This is a genomic window from Pauljensenia sp. C0170B4 (genome assembly GCF_056590235.1).
The window spans coordinates 181,682-202,329 of record NZ_JBWPVS010000001.1; the positions used below are offsets into that span (position 1 = coordinate 181,682).

At 58.6% G+C, this 20,648-nt stretch carries 19 protein-coding genes, 1 tRNA gene and 1 other RNA gene; 6 read left to right on the forward strand and 15 right to left on the reverse strand.

Annotation, left to right across the window (positions count from 1 at the left end; genetic code table 11):
- Positions 1-168 precede the first annotated feature (168 nt).
- The 5 genes from ffs to AC1EJ1_RS00815 all read left to right on the forward strand — a co-directional run bounded on the left by ffs (position 169) and on the right by AC1EJ1_RS00815 (position 6,420).
- Positions 169-264, forward strand: an RNA gene (gene ffs, locus AC1EJ1_RS00795) — signal recognition particle sRNA small type.
- A 68-nt stretch (positions 265-332) separates the two neighbouring features.
- On the forward strand, positions 333-3,320 hold the full coding sequence (locus tag AC1EJ1_RS00800) for a DNA polymerase III subunit gamma and tau (RefSeq protein ID WP_480295178.1): 2,988 nt from the start codon (positions 333-335) through the stop codon (positions 3,318-3,320).
- A gap of 9 nt (positions 3,321-3,329) precedes the next feature.
- Positions 3,330-3,926 (forward strand): recombination mediator RecR, encoded by a 597-nt coding sequence (recR, locus tag AC1EJ1_RS00805; RefSeq protein ID WP_092648896.1) that lies wholly within the window; start codon positions 3,330-3,332, stop codon positions 3,924-3,926.
- Positions 3,927-4,027: 101 nt separating this feature from the next.
- Positions 4,028-5,344 (forward strand): aspartate kinase, encoded by a 1,317-nt coding sequence (locus AC1EJ1_RS00810; protein ID WP_058237420.1) that lies wholly within the window; start codon positions 4,028-4,030, stop codon positions 5,342-5,344.
- Complete coding sequence (locus AC1EJ1_RS00815; protein WP_480293835.1) at positions 5,341-6,420, forward strand: aspartate-semialdehyde dehydrogenase; 1,080 nt, start codon at positions 5,341-5,343, stop codon at positions 6,418-6,420. Before AC1EJ1_RS00810 ends, AC1EJ1_RS00815 begins: the two co-directional genes overlap by 4 nt.
- Positions 6,421-6,512: 92 nt before the next feature.
- Here the strand turns inward: AC1EJ1_RS00815 and trxA are convergent, their stop codons facing one another.
- The 3 genes from trxA to AC1EJ1_RS00830 form a co-directional block, all read right to left on the reverse strand.
- Positions 6,513-6,878: a thioredoxin gene (trxA, locus tag AC1EJ1_RS00820; protein WP_058237418.1), complete on the reverse strand. Its 366-nt coding sequence runs from the start codon at positions 6,876-6,878 to the stop codon at positions 6,513-6,515.
- 161 nt (positions 6,879-7,039) lie between these two features.
- Positions 7,040-7,810, reverse strand: coding sequence for a TetR/AcrR family transcriptional regulator (locus AC1EJ1_RS00825; RefSeq protein ID WP_480289134.1), 771 nt, complete (start codon positions 7,808-7,810; stop codon positions 7,040-7,042).
- Positions 7,811-7,924: 114 nt separating this feature from the next.
- Positions 7,925-8,362, reverse strand: coding sequence for a (deoxy)nucleoside triphosphate pyrophosphohydrolase (locus AC1EJ1_RS00830; protein WP_480295179.1), 438 nt, complete (start codon positions 8,360-8,362; stop codon positions 7,925-7,927).
- A gap of 128 nt (positions 8,363-8,490) precedes the next feature.
- Between AC1EJ1_RS00830 and AC1EJ1_RS00835 the strand changes: the two genes are divergently transcribed.
- A tRNA-Gly gene (locus AC1EJ1_RS00835) sits at positions 8,491-8,564 on the forward strand.
- A 149-nt stretch (positions 8,565-8,713) separates the two neighbouring features.
- On the opposite strand, the gene AC1EJ1_RS00840 is transcribed toward AC1EJ1_RS00835, so the two are convergent.
- From AC1EJ1_RS00840 to AC1EJ1_RS00895, 12 genes are all read right to left on the reverse strand, one after another.
- Positions 8,714-10,105 carry an ABC transporter ATP-binding protein gene (locus tag AC1EJ1_RS00840; protein ID WP_480295180.1) on the reverse strand — a complete coding sequence of 464 codons (1,392 nt, stop codon included), beginning with the start codon at positions 10,103-10,105 and terminating at the stop codon, positions 8,714-8,716.
- Positions 10,102-10,788: an energy-coupling factor transporter transmembrane component T family protein gene (locus AC1EJ1_RS00845; protein ID WP_480295181.1), complete on the reverse strand. Its 687-nt coding sequence runs from the start codon at positions 10,786-10,788 to the stop codon at positions 10,102-10,104. The genes AC1EJ1_RS00840 and AC1EJ1_RS00845 overlap by 4 nt, the downstream gene beginning before the upstream one ends.
- Positions 10,781-11,377: an MptD family putative ECF transporter S component gene (locus tag AC1EJ1_RS00850; protein WP_480295182.1), complete on the reverse strand. Its 597-nt coding sequence runs from the start codon at positions 11,375-11,377 to the stop codon at positions 10,781-10,783. The genes AC1EJ1_RS00845 and AC1EJ1_RS00850 overlap by 8 nt, the downstream gene beginning before the upstream one ends.
- A 34-nt stretch (positions 11,378-11,411) precedes the next feature.
- Positions 11,412-13,160 carry an ABC transporter ATP-binding protein gene (locus AC1EJ1_RS00855; protein ID WP_311586786.1) on the reverse strand — a complete coding sequence of 583 codons (1,749 nt, stop codon included), beginning with the start codon at positions 13,158-13,160 and terminating at the stop codon, positions 11,412-11,414.
- Complete coding sequence (locus AC1EJ1_RS00860) at positions 13,157-14,944, reverse strand: ABC transporter ATP-binding protein (RefSeq protein WP_311586788.1); 1,788 nt, start codon at positions 14,942-14,944, stop codon at positions 13,157-13,159. Before AC1EJ1_RS00860 ends, AC1EJ1_RS00855 begins: the two co-directional genes overlap by 4 nt.
- A gap of 85 nt (positions 14,945-15,029) precedes the next feature.
- A complete protein-coding gene (locus AC1EJ1_RS00865; RefSeq protein ID WP_480295183.1) occupies positions 15,030-16,607 on the reverse strand; it encodes a recombinase family protein in 1,578 nt (525 codons plus the stop codon).
- The gene (locus tag AC1EJ1_RS00870) at positions 16,604-17,854 is read right to left on the reverse strand and encodes a recombinase family protein (protein WP_274984107.1); all 1,251 of its coding nucleotides are present in this window, start codon (positions 17,852-17,854) and stop codon (positions 16,604-16,606) included. The genes AC1EJ1_RS00865 and AC1EJ1_RS00870 overlap by 4 nt, the downstream gene beginning before the upstream one ends.
- A 46-nt stretch (positions 17,855-17,900) precedes the next feature.
- Positions 17,901-18,110, reverse strand: coding sequence for a BlaI family transcriptional regulator (locus AC1EJ1_RS00875; protein WP_480295184.1), 210 nt, complete (start codon positions 18,108-18,110; stop codon positions 17,901-17,903).
- Positions 18,111-18,621: 511 nt separating this feature from the next.
- Complete coding sequence (locus tag AC1EJ1_RS00880) at positions 18,622-19,443, reverse strand: N-acetylmuramoyl-L-alanine amidase (RefSeq protein ID WP_480295185.1); 822 nt, start codon at positions 19,441-19,443, stop codon at positions 18,622-18,624.
- Positions 19,440-19,901 carry a phage holin family protein gene (locus AC1EJ1_RS00885; protein WP_480295186.1) on the reverse strand — a complete coding sequence of 154 codons (462 nt, stop codon included), beginning with the start codon at positions 19,899-19,901 and terminating at the stop codon, positions 19,440-19,442. Before AC1EJ1_RS00885 ends, AC1EJ1_RS00880 begins: the two co-directional genes overlap by 4 nt.
- A 91-nt stretch (positions 19,902-19,992) precedes the next feature.
- Complete coding sequence (locus AC1EJ1_RS00890; RefSeq protein WP_034370671.1) at positions 19,993-20,214, reverse strand: hypothetical protein; 222 nt, start codon at positions 20,212-20,214, stop codon at positions 19,993-19,995.
- Complete coding sequence (locus AC1EJ1_RS00895; protein WP_274984109.1) at positions 20,211-20,633, reverse strand: DUF1617 family protein; 423 nt, start codon at positions 20,631-20,633, stop codon at positions 20,211-20,213. The genes AC1EJ1_RS00890 and AC1EJ1_RS00895 overlap by 4 nt, the downstream gene beginning before the upstream one ends.
- Positions 20,634-20,648: the final 15 nt, after the last annotated feature.

A 20,648-nucleotide genomic window follows, 5' to 3' on the forward strand; every position in this document is an offset into this window, starting at 1 on the left:
ACGATGCGCGATTTTATCCAGCACGTGACCGCCTCGTGAATGCCAGTGAGAAAGGGTATGAGGAAACGATTCCTGAATTATCAGCTGGCAACTCATGGCCTCATTGGTCGAAGTAATTGACGAGGGTGACGCGGCGCGCTGAGCGGACTGGAATTGTGTAGACTAGATGGCGGTCCTCCGCGTGACGGTACCGTCCGAACCTCCCCAGGGCTGGAAGGCAGCAAGGATAAGGGCGCTCTGCCGGGTGCGCGGAGGATCTTTATTATCATCGTCGTTGCTGTTCAGGACGGTTGGTGTCGCCAAATGCCTATGGATACCTTTAAGGTTCGAGTGTGACCACAGCTCTGTACCGCCGCTATCGGCCCGATACGTTTGATGAGATGATCGGCCAGGATCACGTGACGCAGCCGTTACGTGCAGCTCTTCGTGCCGACCGAGTGACACATGCCTACTTGTTCTCAGGTCCACGCGGATGTGGAAAGACCACGTCGGCACGTATCCTGGCACGCTGTCTGAACTGCGCGGAGGGGCCGACCGACACCCCATGCGGACAGTGTGAATCATGCCGCGAACTGGCAACTGGCGGGCCCGGTTCCCTCGACGTTGTGGAAATTGACGCAGCCTCACACCGCGGCGTTGACGATGCCAGGGATCTGCGTGAGCGCGCCACCTTTGCGCCCGTGCGCGACCGCTACAAGGTGTTCATTATCGACGAAGCCCACATGGTCACCAAAGAGGGCTCGAACGCGATGCTGAAGCTGGTTGAAGAACCCCCTGAGCATGTGAAGTTTGTGTTCGCCACGACTGAGCCCGAAAAAGTGATCGGGACGATTCGTTCGCGTACCCATCACTACCCGTTCCGACTGGTGCCGCCGGACGTGATGCAACCGTATCTGGAGCATCTGTGTGAGGAAGAAGGGATTCATCCAGACGCGGGCGTGCTTCCCCTCGTGATGCGGTCGGGTGGAGGGTCTGTGCGCGACACGTTGTCGGTCCTCGATCAACTGATGGCTGGCGCAGTGGAGGGGGCGCTGAGCTATGACCTTGCTGTTGCGTTGCTGGGGTACACCGACACTGCTCTGCTTGATCAGACGGTTGATGCGCTCGCGGGCGGTGATGGTGCTGCCGCTTTCCGAGTTGTGGAGCACATGGTGGAGTCGGGCCATGATCCTCGTCGGTTCGTTGAGGACCTCCTGCAGCGTTTGCGTGACCTCCTGATTATCGCCGTGTCGGGAGATGCGGCAGTCGATGTCCTGGCGGGAACGCCCAGTGACCAGTTTGAACGCATGCAGGTGCAGGCCCGAAATTGGGGGCCGTACCACCTGTCGCGCGCAGCCGATCTGACTGATATGGCCTTGCGTTCGATGGTGGGCGCGACATCTCCGCGTATACAGCTGGAGTTGTTGTTGGGCCGAATCCTGGTGCCGTCACAGACTTCACCTGCATCCCGCACAGAGGTGGCAGCGCCGCAGGACCAGGAGGGCTTCCCCGGAACAGTGGGAACAGTCGGCGGAGGCGCACCGAATTACCAGTCGCCAGGCGGTGATGCTGGACATGGCAGTGTCGGAAGTGGCAGCGGGTCTGGTCGTGCGAGTGGTGCTGGCGATGGTCAGTATGACCACGAGCGCGGCGGAACTTATGGCGCGGCTCAGGCGAAAGCGGATCTGCGTCGTCGTCGCGAGCAACAATCTCAGCGCTCCCAGCAAACCGGGGAGACGCAGGGGGCGGCTATGCCCCAAGCCGGCACGCAGGACAGGCCGGCACACGCAACGCGGGCATCTGACGTGGCACCGGGAGTCGAGCGCGGTCGGCCAGAACACAACCAAAATGGCCAGCGCCAGGCTGAGCAGCGCCCGACTGAGCAGCGTCAGGCTGAGCAGAGGCGTCCTGAACCTGACCGCCCCGGCCACCACCCTGCGCCTGAACAGCACGCTGCGTCCGAACAATCTCATCGAAGCGGCGCGGTTGCAGATTCGATTCGCATGCGCTGGCAGGAAATTGTCGATCGTATCGCTTTGCTCAGCCGAGCCACATGGTCGCTCGTGGACTCTCACGCCCAGCTGGGAGGCGTGGACGAATCTACCGTGATCCTCAGCTTCACCACTCCAGGATTGGTAAAGGCATTCGACTCGGGTTCCCGAGCCCAGGACGTCGCCCGCGCAGTCCACGACGTGTGCGGTGCAGACGTGCAGGTCAGGGCTCAGATCGCGCAGTCAGTAGGCGGCGCGTCGCTGACTACGCCTGCATCGGTTCCACAGCAATCACAACGCACTGATCATCAGGCACACGGGCCGAGTAACGAGGGCACGCCCCAGCGCACTGCAGGTCACGAGCCGCCCTCGTCCAATCAGCAGCACGGCGCGATGCCCGGCCAACAGTCGATGCGCTCTGAACAGGCAACGCACGACGAACAGGCAGCGAACGCGCCGTCACGCCCACAAATTGACCAGCCTTCAGCGCCGCCCTCACCCTCGACTCCGACAGTTAACGATGATGACGATGATGACGGCTGGGGGCCGGTAGCCATACCCGGTGGCGGACGTGCCGAGGCATCTGAACCGGCCGCATCGGCGTCTTCCTCCGAGCCCGTCCACTCTGACCCGGTAGCGCGTGATCACCAGTCAGAGCGTGACGCTCATCCGGCAGCACGCCAGTATCGTCCATTTGAGCGCGAGAATGGCACAGAACAGCCGCCTCGAGCCGCACATGGCCCGATCTTTGATGACGAGGACGACGAAAACGACGAGGGCGAGGGAGACGGAGCGACTTCCGGTCGCGCCGAACCCTTGCGCGACCGCGACCATGACGAGCAGAACGCCGAGCACGCCGCACAATTAGTGGAGCAGAAGATCGGCGGTCGTCCTCAAGGAGTGGCACACGCTGTTGAGGATGTGCGAGACAGTGGTGACACAGAACCGACCGCCCCGTCGACAGCTCACTCATCCACACCACCTGAACCGCAGGGTGAGGACGCCCCTTCACCAGGCAGCGTGGAGGAGATGCGCGCCGAAGCGATCCGTGAAGTGCAGCAGGAACGAGCTGACGAAGCAGGGGAGCAGGACACAGGCGATACTCACGCCCACGAGGCAGAGGTGCGCGGTACACGACCGCATCGCCAGCAGGACCATTTCGCTGCCCCATACGGCCACGACGCACCTGGTGGTGAACCTGACCCAGTTATCGTGCCGCCCAATGAGGATGACTCGGCCAGCATGGATGACGTGGATCTGGAGATGTCGACCAGCGTCGGGTTGCCGGCCATACTGGAGATACTCGGCGGTACAGTGATCGAAGAAAAAGACCAGAGCGAAGAAAGATGAGTGTGACTCGTGTTTGAAGGCGCCTTACAGACCCTGATCGATGAATTGGGAATGCTGCCCGGTGTCGGACCCAAGTCAGCTCAACGCATGGCCCTGTATCTGCTCGACGCTGAACCCGATGACGTGACGCACCTGGTGGACGCCATCCAGGCCGTGCGCGAAAAAGTACACCACTGCGAAATCTGCGGTGATCTCACCGAAGCCGACCAGTGCACCATCTGCCGTAACCCCGCGCGCGACGGATCAGTGATCTGCGTTGTCGAAGAGCCCAAAGATATTCGTGCCATTGAGAATGCGAGGGTGTTCAAAGGTCGCTATCACGTCCTGGGCGGAGCAATCGACCCGATTCATGGCGTGGGGCCTGATCAACTGCGTGTGCGTCAACTGCTCACGCGCCTTCAGGACGGCACGGTTCAAGAAGTTATCGTGGCCACGAACCCCACCATTGAAGGCGAAGCAACCGCCTCCTACCTCTCGCGCACCCTGTCCACAATCGGCGTGATGACCTCGCGCCTGGCTATGGGACTGCCAATGGGTGGCGACCTGGAATACGCCGATCCCGTGACGTTGGGGCGCGCGCTCGAAGGCCGCCGTCGCGCCGAATAACTCCACGCGACCGCATAGCGGGCACGTTTCCGTCACGAGTCGCAGACTCATAGGATGAAGGGGAAACCCATCCCAGGTTGATCACAAGGAAACGAGACAAAGTGGCACTGATTGTTCAGAAATACGGTGGCTCATCTGTCGCGGACGTAGACGCGATGAAGAGGGTCGCCCAGCGTGTCGTGGACACTCGAAATGCAGGACACCAGGTCGTCGTGGTGGTCTCCGCGATGGGTGACACAACAGATGATCTGCTGGACACAGCCGCCCAGATCACCAGCGCACCACCTGACCGCGAACTCGACATCCTGCTCACAGCCGGGGAAAGAATCTCCATGTCACTGCTGGCAATGGCGGTCAATGAATGCGGCGTGCCTGCACAGGCCTACACCGGTGCACAAGCCGGCATCCGTACCGACACTCACTTCGGTAAAGCACAAATCGTCGGCATGGTGCCCGAACGTGTCGCGCGCTCCATCCGTGACGGTCAGGTCGCCATCGTCGCAGGATTCCAGGGAATATCAGAAGATGACGAAACGACGACGCTGGGTCGCGGCGGCTCCGATACCACAGCGGTCGCCCTGGCTGCCGCTTTGCACGCCGACGTGTGCGAAATCTACACCGACGTTGATGGGCTGTTCACTGCTGACCCGCGCATTGTGCCGACCGCGCGGCGCGTGCGCACCATCAGCCAGGAAGAAACACTCGAACTTGCCGCACATGGAGCAAAGATTCTGCACCTTCGGGCAGTGGAGTTCGCTCGTCGATACCACGTTCCGCTGCACGTGCGCTCATCTTTTTCCGACAAGAATGGGACATGGATTTCCGACAGACCCGCAAACCCTGCACTGGCCGGCCTCGTCCCTCAAGCTGCGTTAGCTGCCAACCAGGAGGACCCAATGGAAGAGCCGATTATCTCCGGCATTGCTCACGACCGGTCACAGGACAAGATCACCGTGGTCGGCATTGCGAATTCACCCGGCATGGCCGCACGCCTGTTTGAACTGGTGGCGCAGCAAGGTGCGAACATTGACATGATCGTGCAGAACATTCCCGTCACCTTGGAAAATCGCGCCAACATCTCCTTCACACTGCCCGCCGAGGACGCCGACCACGTCATGCAGGCGCTGGAAGCTGCGCGCGAAGAACTGGGCTTCAAGGAACTCAAGTACAACCCCGATATCGGCAAACTGTCCCTGGTTGGAGCTGGCATGCGAACCAACCCCGGCGTATCGGCCAAACTGTTCGGCGCACTGTCCCAGGCCGGCATCAACATTGATCTTATTTCCACCTCAGAGATCCGCATCTCTGTGGTGACCAAGCTGGAAGACCTTGACCGCGCCGTGCAGGCAGTGCACACCGCTTTCGGTCTGGATTCCACCGAATCTGAAGCCGTCGTATATGGAGGAACAGGACGATGACCACGCCTGAAACCCGTAGTCACACCCAGCGCGACTTGAGCGTCGCCGTCGTAGGAGCCACCGGCCAGGTCGGCTCCGTCATGCGCACCCTGCTCGATGAGCGCGACTTCCCGTTGACCAGCCTGCGTTTTTTTGCCACCGCACGTTCAGCAGGCAAGACACTGACCTGGCGTGACCAGGACATCGTCGTCGAAGACGTGGCAACCGCTGACCTGTCCGGTATCGACATCGCAATCTTCTCCGCCGGAGCCACCGCCTCACGCATCTACGCCCCACGTTTCGTTGAAAAAGGCGCAGTCGTGGTGGACAACTCCTCCGGCTGGCGCAAAGATCCGAACGTGCCGCTGGTCGTGTCCGAAGTTAACGGCGAGGATATCGCGCAGCGTCCCAAAGGCATCATTGCGAACCCGAACTGCACCACGATGGCCGCGATGCCGGTACTGAAAGTCCTGCACGACGAGGGTGTCCTGCGCCGCCTCTTCGTCTCCAGCTATCAGGCTGTCTCCGGATCCGGGCTGAAAGGCGTGCGTGAACTGGAAGAAGGTATTCGTGCCGGTGCGCACCAGGATCTGAGCAAACTGACACTGGACGGCCAGGCCGTCACCTTGCCAGAACCGTCCACATACGTCGCACCGATCGCCTTTGACGTGGTGCCCTTCGCGGGGGCGCTCGTCGATGACGGGTCAGACGAAACCGATGAGGAGCAGAAGCTGCGCAATGAGTCGCGCCGCATCCTGCACGTCCCGGATCTGAAGGTGTCGGGAACGTGTGTGCGCGTGCCCGTGTTCACTGGCCACACTCTGACGATCCACGCCGAATTTGACCGCGCGATCACTCCTGACCGTGCGCGCGAACTGTTGGCCGAGGCTCCCGGAGTGCGCCTGGTGGATGTGCCCACACCGCTCGAATGCGCCGGCATTGATGACGTGCTGGTCGGCAGGATCCGCCAGGATCAGGCCGTTGATGACGGTAAGGGTCTTGTGCTGGTAGTGGCCGGTGACAACCTGCGTAAAGGCGCAGCATTGAACTCGGTGCAGCTGGCCGAACTGGTCGCTCAGGAGCTGCTCGCCGGCTAGCTTCCATCCACCTGCGCCCCAGACAAACAGCGTCGCCCTCGTCAATTACTTACTGACGAGGGCGACGGCGTTCACGCGTGAGTGCGAAAAGCCTACTGGTTCTTCTGCTCTGCGATCTTGGCGCGCACATCATCCATGTCGAGGTTCTGAATCTGAGTGATCAGATCCTCCAGCGCGACTGCCGGCAGAGCGCCGGACTGGCGGAAAACGGCAATACCATCGCGGAAACCCATCACCGTGGGGATTGAGCTGATCTGCATGGCGGTGGCCAGTTCCTGCTGCTGATCGGTGTCGATCTTGCCGAAGACGATGTCCTCGTGCTTGTTCGACGCTTCTTCGAAAACAGGGCCGAACTGCTGGCACGGTCCGCACCACGTTGCCCAGAAGTCGACCAGGACAATGTCATTGTCCTTGATAGTCTGCTCGAATGTCTCCTTGGTCAGTTCAACAGTGCTCATAGGGCCTCCCATCATGAGTGGTCTACGGTCGGTCCGCAGCCTTTCACCTATCTCAACTGTGCTGTATGCACGATTATTCCATGACTGGAGCAATCAGGCTGTGAAGATCCTCGCCTCACTGTGAGTCAGGAAACTCGTGCTGAGTGGCCGTATTGTGAGTATCAGCCGTGCGCAACAGGGCAGCGCAGTATCGCGAGAGAATCGGTGCTGCCGGAGGTTTGCGAGTGTGCTCGTTCAAGCTGCTCAGCTGGAGGCAGGGAAACTTCGTCGCCAGCTACACCGACCGCTTTGAGAATAAACGCCACGACGGTGCCGATTGTGGCTTCTCGGGCATCGGTGAGGCTCGCGGCATCCTCGTCGCTTCCTGCGCGCGCGTTGTCAGGCGCATCTGCCGGTGAGTCTGCAGACGAATGTGTCGGTACTCGCACGCCGGCCAGACATGAGTGAATCAGCGCAACCAGCGTCAACAAGTTCTGCTGTGGAATGCGCCCCTGTGTCATTGCTGCTTCCAGGATGTGGAACAGGATATGCTCAACGATTCCGGCGTGGTCATGGAGGCGGGCAGTGTGCTGTGACGATACCTGCTTGCTCAGCGTGATGCTCGATGCGAGATGAAACTGATCTTTGAGATCGAGATAGGAGCGCAGATATACGGTGAGTTGTTCGATCGGATCGTCAATTCCGGCCAGCTTGTCCCTGAGGAGGTTAGCGAACTTGGCGGTGGTATCCTCCATGAATGCCAGCAGCAGCGCTTCCTTGTCGCTGAAGTGGTTATACACGGCAGTTCGACCCACTTCGGCACGTTCGGCAATCTGTGACATGGTGATGGCATCGAACGGTTCTTCGGACAGCAGTTCTGACAGTGCAGTAAAAAGTCGGCTGCGAGTCAGCTCGCGATGAGCCGCAAGAGTCGATCCAATAATCTTCGGCATAATCGTATTCTGACAGAAGCGTACTGTGTGTCGTCAAATTATGTTGAAATCTGCTGGGTGCACGAATAGCGCGGTGCCAGCGGAAAATGAGAGCGCGGATTCACCCGTGTTGGTTCATGCGCACTGGTCAACGATCGCCTGCACGATTGGAAAATCAGGATCCAGCCAGTTCAACCTCAGCGCTTCCTCGAGCGGAACCCATTGAATACGCTGATGGGAGGATCCAGCTCGCGGCGCCTTGGAACCCGGCGAGACCTGCGCCAGCCACACGGCCATTGTGCGTGTCCCAAGGATCGGCCACCATCCGTCGAGCGGTCCTGCGACCTGGGCGCCCAGTTCAATAGTCGTCCCTAGTTCTTCACGCACCTCACGGACGAGGGCGTCCATCGCGTTCTCACCTGGCTCCACTTTTCCGCCGGGAAGTTCGAACCGGCCGGCCAACTCGGGTGGATAGGAGCGTGCCGCTGCCAGGAGCTGGTGGGGCCGGTCAAGACTGTCGACGATTGCTGCGCCCACGACGGGGCGTACCGGTTGATGCTGCGTGATGGTCACGGCCTCTATGGTAGGCGTAATGCGTGTGGCGCGATTTGCGTGGGTGTCCACTTTGTGTTCTGAATTGGTGTTAGCGCTCGGAAACAGTTATCATCGTGAAGCGTCTTTGAGAAGAAAGTGACGCCATTGCGGGCGTAGTTCATCGGTAGAACGACAGCTTCCCAAGCTGTAAAGGCGGGTTCGATTCCCGTCGCCCGCTCCACTATGACGTCGAAAATGATAAGTACCCTTTTGCGTTAGCGAGTACGCCCCAAGGGGGTCAAGAAAATCGCTTGCGTTAGCGAGTGTATAGCGCGTTTGCCCTGACCTGCGGAAACGCTTTCCTCTCTTTCGGCTGAGCGAGCGTTTGCGTTAGCAGGCGTTGATTTGGTCGAGGCGGACGCTATGGTCGGCGACCTCGGTAACGAGTTCGGCGTCGTGGGTGATGACAATGACGACGGCACCGGTATCGGCGAGTTTACGCATTACTCGGGAAATCGCGACAAGGTGCTTGTAGCCCACACCTGATGTTGGCTCGTCAAAGATGTAAACTTTCTTGTTCGCGGCAAGCGCTGTAGCAATAACCAGGCGTTGGCGCTGCCCACCGGACAGAGCCTGAGGATGATCGGACTCGTGCTCCGCAAGATCGAGTTCTTCAAGGATCGTGTGGGCGTCGATGTGCTGCTTTTCGGCTTTGGTCGTGCCGAGCGTGACTTCGTCAATAACGGTGTCCGAGAACAGCTGCCGGGTGGGGTCTTGCATGACGAGGTAGGCGTCCCGGCCGGCGAATTTTTGCCCATTGAGTGTGATGGATGCACCTTTGGCTTTTTCGAGTCCGCAGACGATGCGTGCCAGTGTTGATTTGCCCGACCCGCACGGGCCAATGAGCGCTGTGATTTTCCCTGCCGGAAAGAGCACATGGCCGACATTGAGAACCGTTTTCCCGTGGCGGTAGGCGAAGGTGAGGTTGTCGATCGTGAGCCCTTCACCTTCTGGTTCGGGCAGGCTCGGCATGGGTACGGGCACTAGGGATCGCAGTCCAAGCTGTTTGTGCTCCTCATCCGAGGTAGCGTAGAAGTCCTCGCCGGTTGCGGTGAGGGCGATGTTGCCTTTGTCGAAGCAGTAAACGCGGTCGACGATCCCGGCAAGGAAACTTAGCCGGTGTTCGGCAATGATGATGGTGTGTCCATCGGCTTTGAGCCTGGCGATGAGTGTGGCGAGTTGGTCGATAACGTCAGCTGACAGGTTCGCGGTCGGCTCGTCAAAGACGATCAGCGACGTGTTGTTGCACATGGCGACGGCGCAGGCCACGCGTTGCATTTGTCCGCCTGATAGTTGTGTGACGCGGGATTCCAGCAGGTCGGCGATACCTAACTCGGCTGCGACCTCGTCAATGCGGGCACAGATCTCCTGCGGGTCGCGGCCGAGGTTTTCTGGGCCGAAGGCGAGTTCTTGGCGCACGTGAGTGGTGTAGAACTGGGTGCGCGGGTTTTGAAACACTGTCGAACAGTGGTGGGCAAGCTCTGATAGATCTACTCGTGCCACGTCAATGTCGTCGACTGTGACGTTTCCGGTAAGGTCGCCGTCGTGGAAGTGTGGGATGAGCCCGTTAAACAGCCGTAGCGCAGTGGTTTTCCCTGACCCTGACGCGCCACACAGCAAGGTGACGGTTCCGGGTGTGATGGTGATGGTTGCGTCGTTGATTGAGGGGTGGTCTGCTCCTCGATAGGTGAAGGTGACCCTGGTGGCTTGGGCTGTTGTCATAGGACGATTCTCCATATCGCGAAGCCGATAACGACGAGCAGAATGACTGCGTCGACCACCCGGAATTTTACGACCGTGACTGAGGTGGGCTTTGCGGTTCCGCCCAGTCCGCGCACGAGGGCGGCCGATGCCAGTTCGTCCCCGCTGCGTACCACGGTCGATAGCAGCGGGATTGTGAAGTATTGCGCAGCGCGCAGTGAGAGCACGGGCATCCCGCGTAGTTTCATGGCATCTGAGATCGCTTTAACCTCGTGGCCGATCACGGGCAGCACACGTAAGGCAACCGAGATTGGGATCGTGAAACAGGTTGGGATTCGTGAGCTGGCGAGTGCTTTTTGCAAGGTGGCGGGTCGGATTACGCCGATCGCGTAGGCTCCCATTCCTGCGCTGACACTGAATCGCCACATCCACTGCAAAAACAGCACGAGGAACGCGCTGGCCGTTGACTTCCACACCAGTGGTATCGCGAAGATGAGCCCGCTGAGGACCGCAAACGTGGCCAGGTAGACGGCCACCCAGCTCGGGCGCACGAGCGTGTTGGGGTTGATCGCAGCGCTCGTCAGCATCACGGCGGCGAATCCGCCCAGAGCACACACGAACCACGGCGAGTAGGCACTGTAGATCGTGGTGGAGACGATGACGAGCGCGGTGATAATCGTGCGCGGGTCGGGCAGTTTAGACAAGACCGGCTCGTTCAAAGTGTTTGCGCGCGACCCGGGTTCCCAACAGGCCAGCAAGCCAGCCCACGATGAGCATCACGACGAAGAAGCCCAGCAGAATCGGGATCGTGACGACCTGTGCCATCTTGGCGGCGTAATCTGCGCCCATTTGTTCGGCGATTTGCGACATATATGCGTCTTGGTTCATAAATAGCGGCATCCACGGGGAAACATAGATCGGCAGAATAAACAGTGCGTATGCCAGCGGGACGCGAACTTTCACGTTCTTCGGTCCCTTGGTGATGACTAGGTCGGCGAGCAGGCCGAATACAGCGGCCACCGCGACGCCGCCCACCCAGTGACCGGTCACGAAAAAGAGGATTTCGATGATAATCAGCATGATTGTCAACGCCCCCATCTTCGGAGTGCGTGCTGTGAACAGCGCAAAGACGATGCCGTTAACGAGGATAGAAAGCAAGAAACCGGCATACATGGCGGCGGGGATGAACCCGAGCATTCCGAATGCAAACACGATGACGAACATCAAGGCGGTGAAGACGCCAATGTTGATGAAGTCGCGCGCGTTGAGGCGCGAGGATGTGGGTGTGGACATAGTTTTTCCTTTCATGTGCTTATACGTGCTGTGTTTAGACGAGTTGCCATCCGGCTGCGTTGATGCGTTCTTGCCAGAAATCGCGGTATTGACCTGGCTGGTTGACCAGCTCGTCGTGAGGCCCGCGCTGGGCGATACGTCCACCTTGGGAGAGCACAATGATTTGGTCAGCTTGGCGAATGGTTTCAAGTTTGTGGGCGATGACAATCAGTGTGGAGTGTTTGCGTAGCTCATTCATCGCCGCAACAATGTTGGCTTCGTTTTCCGCGTCCAACGCGCTGGTGGCCTCGTCGAATAGCACGATCGGGGCTTTCTTCACCAAGGCGCGAGCGATGGACACTCGTTGGCGTTCCCCACCTGACAGTGCACGCCCGCCAGCACCCGCCAATGAATTCCAGCCGTCTGGGAGCCGGTTGACGATTTCCGTCACGCCCGACAGGTCAGCCGCCCATCGAATCTCTTCATCGGTGGCTTCGGGGTTGCCAAGGCGAATGTTGGCTTCGAGAGTGTCGTTGAATAAGTAGACGTCTTGGAAGACGAGAGACACCTGGCGCATCAGGTCTTCGATGGTTTGCTCGCGCACGTCCACTTCGCCAACGCGCACGCTGCCGGACTGCACATCCCAGAAACGTGCAACCAACCGGGCGATCGTCGTCTTCCCGCACCCAGATGGACCAACCAGGGCACACATGCCGCCTTGCGGGACATGGAAGGAAATATCACGGAGAACCGGGGTGTCCGGATCGTAGCTGAAGGTGACGTCCTCGAAACGAACATCGCCAGGGGCGTTTATCGGTGTGGAGGCATCGGGTTCGGACAGTTCGGGGGCATCCATGACCTTGTCGACGTGGTTCATCTGCTGGCGGCGTTCTTCCAGCCCGGTCATGCAGCCACCGATGTCTTGGAGCATGGTGGTGAACCGCAGGCACATGCCGATTGTGACCACAGCGTTCAACGCATTCATTTGCCCGCCGAGGGCGAGTTGGGCGGTCAGCCAGATCATCACCACAATGAGCGCTTGGACGAACATTCCATTAATCAGGTTCGCTAATGTTTCGATCCACAATGCTTTGCGGCTTTTGCGGTCAGCCTGTTTGAATGCCCGATCAAGGGCCGGGTAGTCGTCGGCGACATGGCAGGAGCGCAGCGCGCCTTGGCAGGTGGCGAATTCGACCATGCGAGCCGCCAGCTCCGATTCGGCTGGTTCGGAAACCTGCTTACCTTTATCAAGAAGCACGCGGGAGATATGGAGGAAGGCGAGCATGATCGGGAAGGCGATCGTCAAGGTCAGTCCCAGTCGCCAATCCCAGAACCAGGTTCCCACAGTGATCACCAGCACGGCTGAGAGTTTTTGGACGAGGGAGAAAATGAAATGTGCCGCCGACTCGCCCAGGTTCATCATTTCCTGGGTGACCATGCGCGACAGCCGTCCAGAGCTACCCGAATCGAACACTCCCAACGGTAGGCGGGCTACCTTGTTGCCGACCGCTTGGTGGACGTCGTGAATGAATCCGAGCGCGCCGATATAGCCGGTGCGCATGCCATAAAACTCCGTGCCCACGCCCAGCATCGCGATCACCGCCAAGGCGATGAGCCAGCCCGAAAACGACAGCCCCCACACCGGCATTCCGGTTGCTAGGGCACTTGCGGCGGGAAGCAGAGTCAGCAGGGCAAAGCCGTGACACAGTCCTGAGACCGCACCCCACGCTTGACCAACCGAAAGGTCTCGCCACGAGGCGGGTTCCATCAAACGCTTAAAGCGTGGCAGCAATAGTTGATTCATCGTGTCATCTCCTCGCATGCACCTTGGGCAAGAAGTGCCTGATAGTGCGCATTACCCAACAGCTCGTCGTGTTTACCGACCACAGCAATGCGCCCGCGTTCCATGACGACAATCTGATCCGCGCCCCTGATCGAGGCCAACCGGTGGGCGATCACAATCACGGTTCTGCCTTTGGCAAGAGTCGAGAGAGCTTGTTGAATTTTCGATTCCGATTCCGGGTCCGCCATCGCCGTCGCCTCATCCAGCACCAACACTGGGGCATCAACCATGAGCGCCCGGGCGATCGCGATACGGGCTGCCTGCCCGCCCGAAACGTGGGTATCCTCCCCCAACACGGTGTCGTAACCATCTGGCAGGCTCATGATGAACTCGTCGATCTGCGCTGCCCGCGCCGCCTGCCGCACCTGATCCAAGGTTGCGTCTGGCGCGCCCAAGGAAATGTTGTTGTGGATGGTGTCGCGAATAAGCTGTGCATCTTGCAGGACGAATGCAACCGTCGAATACAACACATCCTGGGAAATGTTCTTTAGATCAACCCCGCCGATAGTGATCATGCCAGCGTCCGGGTCATCGAAGCGGGCCATTAGACTTGCCAACGTCGATTTGCCCGCACCCGACGGGCCAACCAGCGCGGTCACCGTGCCTGCCGGAATGCTCAGGCTTACCTCGTCTAATGCCTGGGTGTCGTCATAGGCATACGACACACCCCGAATCTCGATATCATGACCGTGTGGTGTCTGTGGTGCATCGGGTTGGCTCAATGCCGGTAGCTCCATCACCGCAACGAGGCGCACCGCAGCCGATCCCGCAAGCTGGTAAGACCAGGCGATTGTCGCGACCGTCATCAATGCGCCCGGCAACACCAAGGCAATCAACGTCGTCGCTATCACCTCGTAGATGCTCACCCAACCGGCGTTCATCATCAACGCGCCACCGCCAAGGTTCACGATCAACAACACCGGGATCGACACCCACGAAAATGAGGCGACCGACATCGACACCAGCGGCATACACCACGCCCGGTAGAACTTAGAAAACTCGTTAGCTGCATCTAAATAGGCTTTATGTGCTTGGCCGACCTTGCCGAACGCTTTCACCACTGAAATACCGGCAACGAACTCGGCCATTGTTGCCGAAACCTGGGCGAGCTTGGTGTCCATTTGCGCGGTCTTCTCATTCATCCCACGCATCGACATGCCATACATGCCCACATAAATCGGAATCGTCGCAATCGACAGCAATGCGAGTCGCCAATCCACCACGAACGCATACATTAACAAGGCGAGCGGGGATACGATCGCGTTCAGTTTCTCAATCGGCCCGTGCGCGATCACTGTGTGCACCGTGGCCGTATCATCCTGAATGGTCTTGCGGATCTTCCCCTCACCCTCGCGGGTAAACCACGACAGCGGAGCAGTCGACATTCGGGCGGCAATTTGCCGGCGCATCTGGTTACGCAACGACAGGTCAATAAAATGCGTCACGCCCAATGCAACAAAATATAAGGTCAACCGGGTCATGTATGCGCTGACGAGGAGTATGACGATCCAGTTCACTCGCGCCGGGTCCACCTGGTCTTGCATAAGTTCTCTGCCAAGCTCCACCAGAGCCACATACGGGGCAATGGCCAACACCCCGGAGGCGAACGCTAAGACCTGCGCGACGAACAGTTTGCCTTTCACCGGCTGCGATAGCTGACGGATCGCGTTCTGGCCAGCGACAGATTTTTCCTTCGCGGATCCATACTCGCCTTCAACAACCTGATCTGTTACACTATCGTTCACGTAAACACCGTCCTTATTAGGTAAGGATAACCTTACCTAATTTCTGGGAGGTGTGTCTAACCGTGCACGTCAACCGATACGAGCATCACCCTTTCAGGGCCATGCTCACCTGTTCACCAACTCGGAATACGAACCGGATCGTATCCTCGTCTACGATGGCGTGGTCGATGAGAGCGCTCCACTGTGAGGGGCGGAACTCGCTCACAGGTTCGCCCGTGAGATCGTCGAGGGCTGTAGTCACGGCCGCATGTTTGGCTGTCTTTGCTGTGATGTCGGCTTCGAGGCTTGTTTTACGTGCGAGTGTCTTACGGTAGGCAGTATCGAGTTCGGTGTACTTGTTTTGGTAGGCGTCCTGGTCGAGCGCGCGTTGCTGATTTTCGGCTATCAGTGCTTCGATCTGCTCAGTGAGTTCCACGATTTTCGCCTGGCAGGCGGCGGCTTGTTCTTCCATACGGCTCGTATCAAACATGGAGTCAAAGATTTGCAGTAGGTGGCTTTGCCGTGGCTGGCGGGCGATCAGTTGGTTGAGTGCTTGGACGAAAGCGTTCTTGATATCTTCGTCTTTCATAGTCGCGCTGCTGCAAGGGTGTTCGCCTGCGTATTTATGGTTGCATTGCCAGACTGTGTACTTATATTTCGTGTTCGACGCCCACGTTTTACGCCCATACCACGACCCACACTGCGCACACTTGAGCCGGGTGGAGAACAAGCCGACCTTCGCTGAGGATATGTTGGCATGCCTGGTGGCGAGTTCGTATTGCACCTGATCCCAGATACGCGGAGCAATAATCGGCTCGTGATTGCCTGTTACGTAGTATTGGGGTACTTCGCCTTCGTTGACCTTCATCTTCTTAGTAAGAAAATCGGTGGTGAACGTCTTTTGAAGCAGGGCATCGCCCTTATATTTTTCATTCGACAAGATCGAGCGCACTGTCGACGTTGACCACACTTCTTTCCCACGCGGGGTGAGGATCTTGCGGGCAGCAAGTTCGGTTTTGATCTCACTAATAGCCATCCCGTCAAGGAAAAGCTGGTAGATCAACCGGACAGTCGGTGCCTGGGTTTCATCGATGACGAGACTGCCATCCTCGCCTTTCTTATATCCGAGCAGCGACTTGTAGGGCACCATGACTTTTCCATCGGCAAAACGTTTCCTGTGTCCCCAGGTGACGTTTTCGGAGATCGAGCGGGATTCTTCCTGGGCCAGGCTGGACATGATCGTGATGAGCAATTCGCCTTTGGCGTCAAAGGTGTAAATATTTTCCTTTTCGAAGTACACCTCCACTCCCACTTCTTTGAGTTTCCTGACTGTGGTCAAGGAGTCGACGGTGTTGCGAGCAAACCGGGACACACTCTTGGTGAGGATCAGGTCGATTTTGCCTGCCAGTGCGTCATCGATCATGGTTTGGAATCCCTCACGGCGCTTCATAGAAGTGCCAGAGATACCTTCGTCGCAGTACATGCCCGCGAACTGCCAATCATTACGGGAGCGAATGTAGGTGGTGTAGTAGTCGATTTGAGCCTCATACGAGGAGGTTTGTTCTTCCATCTCGGTAGAGACTCGCGCGTAGGCGGCGACCCTTCTGCGCGCCGGTACCCCAGATGAGGCTGCGGCAGATCGAACCTTCTTTGTTGCGGGTATCGCAGTGACCGTGCGACTCATGCCAACCTCCCCTCACTGGTTAAGCCCACCGGCGTCATAGTTCCATCCGCGAGGTGGAATGTGAGCTGGTGCGGAAAGACTTCAATCATCACGATCTGCTCGCCAACCTGGACGGGGTCGAAACCCTGGGTGCCGAGCATGTCTGCGCAGGCTTGTTCGAGGAGTGTTTCGCGCAGGTTGTGCCCCCTACAGGGGTTGCCGTTCCCGGTGCAGGCACTCCAGCACCGCCAAAACTTATACGAGGTTCCAGACTTGTAGGTGCGGGTTTTGCGTTGATAGTTCTTCCCGCACGCGCCACAACAGATCCGTCCAGTGAATACGCCCGTGTTCTTTGACGGGGTCGCAGCCGGACCAATCTCACGCCGATAGGCGATTTCTGCTTGCACCGCGTCAAACACAGACTTATCGATGATGGGTGGGAGGGCTTGCTCAACCCAGTATCGCGGCAGCTCCCCGTCATTGAGAGCACGGTTGGGTGCTTGGATCGCAGGGCGGTACATTTTCTGCAGCATCTGGCAGCCCTTGTAGCGCTCGTTTTCGAGCATGCGACGAAACACTGACCCGTAGAAGCGTCCTCCACCGCGCGAACGCACCCCTTGACCATTGAGGATCGCGGCTGTCTTTTCAGGGCTAATACCCTCGAGATAGTTGGCAAACAGCAGGCGCACAATCTTGGCTTCATCGTCAATGATGGTGAACTCGCCGTCTGCCCAGCTATAGCCGTAGACGACGAAGGAGTTTGTTCCACCGTTCTTGTACCGGTTACGGATTGCCCATTTGACGTTCTGGGACAGGGAACGGGATTCTTCTTGAGCAAACGACGCCAACAAGGTCAGCAGGAGTTCTCCGTCAGCGCTGAGAGTGTCGATGCGTTCGCGTTCGAATCGCACAGCCACACCAAGGTCTTTCAGCTCACGAACCGTAGCGAGAAGGTCGACAGTGTTGCGGGCCAGGCGCGAGATCGATTTACACAACACAAGATCGATCTTTCCTGCTCTGGCAGCGTTCATCAGGTCGGCCAGGCCTTGCCGGGATTTCATCGAAGTGCCAGTAACCCCTTCGTCAGTGAATACACCCGCATAGGCCCATCCGGGCGTGGACTGGATCAGGCGCGAATAATACGAAACCTGCGCCGACAATGACGCTAATTGCTCCGCACCGTTGGTCGAGACCCTAGCGTATGCTGCTACGTTGACCAGTTTCGGGGCAAGCGTCCGAACCGGTGTCACCACACTAACCTGCGCCACATTTTCTCCTTTCGTGTTAGGTCTATACACGCTCTAAACCAGGTGTTTATCCAGTCGTTTTGCCCACAATCTGTGACTGATAGATCGGGCTCCACGCCTGGAACAACAACCGATAGACACGCCGATACTCTGCGGGGGTTAGCACTCCTCGACCTGCCAGCATGCTCAACGTGTGAGCGTCAGTAATGAAGGCGAGTTCTCGGGCGAACACCTCGGGCCTTGTCATCTGATCGACCGTGGTGGCGAGCGTGTTCATGAGCGCCCACCTCGGGTGCCAAAGCGAGCACGCACATAACAGGCGTGACAGCAATACTTTTGACCTGGCTTGTCCACGATCACGAAGCGGTGCCCGCAGTGCGCACAGGTCTGCTCGCGCACTGGCTCGGTTTTCTGCCGTTCCCGCCACGCTTTATGCCTGCAGGCGGGCGAGCAAAACCGAGCCCGAGCACCTCCCCGAATAGGGCTGGCACACCAGCGGCACACCCGCTGAGCCACCACTGAACCGGCCTCGAGATTTCGGCTGGTGCAGTATGAACGGACCTGGTCACGGGTCAAGGCGCAAAACTCGGCAATCGCTTTATATCCCCAGCCTGCTGTGCGCAGGTTACGGATACGTTCTTCTTCAATGTTCTTCACAGTGGGGTCACTCCCTTCACCCCACTGCCGACAAACCCGTATGTGTTAAATCCGCCCGTAAAATGACGAAATGCCCCGCCACCACCCATGACGGGTAGCAGCGGGGCTAAGTTGCACAGTGGCGCGTGTGGTTAGTAGCCGAGCTTGGCGTTCACGCGCGCTTGCACCGCGCTGTAGAGTTTTCCGAGACGTCGTTTACGTTCCTCACCATTGCCGTACTCGCCACGGATCACGGCGTCAGCCAGCGCATCGATGTTGGGTGCGGCGGGCTTCGTGGCAGGCGTGTTGCCGGAGAGCTTTTCATTGACTCGCTGCTGGACAGCGGCGTAGTTGGCTCCGAGGCGACGCTTACGTTCTTCACCGTTGCCGTAGTCGCCACGAATCACTGCATCGGCGAGAGCGTCGATGTTCGGTGTGGCTGGTGCTGGTGCTGGGGCTGGGGTGTTGCCGGTCATCTGGTCATACCAAGACTGTGCGCGGGACATGTAGGCGGCATGCTGGGAACCAGCCAACGATGCCGGGCAAGCCGTGGCAGAGAAGTTTTTGTGCCCGAAGACGTTCTTGCCCCACTGGGGTCGGCCAAGGCCGTAGAACTTGCAGATCGCGGCGACGAGGTGTGCTCCGTTATCGAGGCACGCCTCCGACACAGCCCACGGGCTGGAGCTCACGTCCGCATGCTCGATGCCGATACTGGTGGTGTTGGCGGCAAAGTTGCCTGCATGCCAGGCGGTGTCGCGATCCCATACGAGCTGGCCGATTGTGCCGTCGGTTTGGACTTGGTAGTGGGCGGAAGCTGGACGGGTTTGCCACACGTCGTAGCAGCCCCTAATGGTGAGGTTTCCGGCGTTGTGGTGGATGATGACCTTATCGATGCGCCTGCCGTTGCGGCCGGGTGTGTAGTGTGTGTTCATGATGAGGTCGATGTCGGCCTCGAGCGCGAGCCAATTCTTCATGACTGGTTCTCCTTTGTATTTTCAGTGGTTGTTTCGGTCAGTGAGGGTCTTGTTTCGGCGCGGTTGGCGATCGCATCGAGCGCCCCACGCATTTGGGGTGGGACGGGTAGGCCGAGGCGGGTGGCGTTTTCGACCAGGGAGATGCCTTCGTTGGATAGGTAGAAGAAGATGACCGCCGCACGTAGCACGCCGGGTGCTCCGAGAATATGGACGTCGATGAGGTGGGCGAGGCCGACGAGGGTGAAGATGAGGATTTTGCGGCTGATACCTCTGAAACCAACTGCGCTGGAGAGGCGGCGCTCTGAAATGGCGGCCAGCACCCCGGTGATGTAGTCGGCGATAGCGAAGACGATCAGGGCATAGACGAGGCCGTCTAGGCCTCCGAGGTAGACGGCGAGCCATGCGCCGAGGCCTGCGACGCCTGCTTGGGTGGTGTGCCAGATAGCGTGAATAGACATAGAGCGTGTTCCTTCCAGGGTGGGTGGGCAAATGAAAAATACCCCCACCCATCTGAGGTGAAGGCAACAAAGAATCCCGCGTCGTAGCGGGTTACATGGTCGGGTCAGTCAAGACCTCCAAGATCGGCAGGCTCAAGTCGAAGGACGCCGCCTTGGGTGCTGGGAGTTCGTGGGTTTCGATAGCCTCTGCTGGTGGTGCGGGCGTTGTATCGGATTCAATTGGGACGATCGGCAACTGCACCTCATCGTCAGGCGTTGACTCATCAGCGGAGAGTTCGGTGAGTTCTTTGGTCTTTTCTTCTTCGGTGCTCATGTGTTGTCCTTGGTGATCGCGTCGTAGAGGACGTCGTAGGCCTCGGCCGCTTCGCCGGACAGTTCACCCTCATAACCGTCAAGAAGTGCTTTCACGTCCTTGTCGTGGCCGTCGTAGGTCGGACCAGATACTTCAGCGATCGACGCGAGCAGGGCCTGGCGAGCTTCGAGGAATTCACTCGCTTTATCGGGGTCAGCGAGAGCAAAGGTGCCGTCGTCACCAAAGACTGGGCGACCCTGATCGTCAAGTGTTGCGAATTGGGTGACGAGGTCGTATTCGTCCTCCCCGAACCGAGCAATCGCCTCCCTCACCAACGTTAGAAGTTTCGAGCGGGCACGGGACTGTGCCGCCTTCAACGGCATATTGGTGAGTAGGTCGGCGACGGGTTGGAGGTGCTGGTTGGCGATCTTGATCTTCATCAGTGTTTCCTTTTA

Bases quoted from the DNA above. Each gene is read 5' to 3' on its own strand.
- AC1EJ1_RS00885 (WP_480295186.1), bottom strand. From the start codon at position 19,901: ATGTCTATTCACGCTATCTGGCACACCACCCAAGCAGGCGTCGCAGGC.
- AC1EJ1_RS00840 (WP_480295180.1), bottom strand. From the start codon at position 10,105: ATGACAACAGCCCAAGCCACCAGGGTCACCTTCACCTATCGAGGAGCA.
- AC1EJ1_RS00875 (WP_480295184.1), bottom strand. From the start codon at position 18,110: ATGAACACGCTCGCCACCACGGTCGATCAGATGACAAGGCCCGAGGTG.
- AC1EJ1_RS00865 (WP_480295183.1), bottom strand. From the start codon at position 16,607: ATGAGTCGCACGGTCACTGCGATACCCGCAACAAAGAAGGTTCGATCT.
- AC1EJ1_RS00850 (WP_480295182.1), bottom strand. From the start codon at position 11,377: ATGTCCACACCCACATCCTCGCGCCTCAACGCGCGCGACTTCATCAAC.
- AC1EJ1_RS00890 (WP_034370671.1), bottom strand. From the start codon at position 20,214: ATGAGCACCGAAGAAGAAAAGACCAAAGAACTCACCGAACTCTCCGCT.
- AC1EJ1_RS00855 (WP_311586786.1), bottom strand. From the start codon at position 13,160: ATGAATCAACTATTGCTGCCACGCTTTAAGCGTTTGATGGAACCCGCC.
- trxA (WP_058237418.1), bottom strand. From the start codon at position 6,878: ATGAGCACTGTTGAACTGACCAAGGAGACATTCGAGCAGACTATCAAG.
- AC1EJ1_RS00815 (WP_480293835.1), top strand. From the start codon at position 5,341: ATGACCACGCCTGAAACCCGTAGTCACACCCAGCGCGACTTGAGCGTC.
- AC1EJ1_RS00880 (WP_480295185.1), bottom strand. From the start codon at position 19,443: ATGAAGAATTGGCTCGCGCTCGAGGCCGACATCGACCTCATCATGAAC.
- AC1EJ1_RS00825 (WP_480289134.1), bottom strand. From the start codon at position 7,810: ATGCCGAAGATTATTGGATCGACTCTTGCGGCTCATCGCGAGCTGACT.
- AC1EJ1_RS00895 (WP_274984109.1), bottom strand. From the start codon at position 20,633: ATGAAGATCAAGATCGCCAACCAGCACCTCCAACCCGTCGCCGACCTA.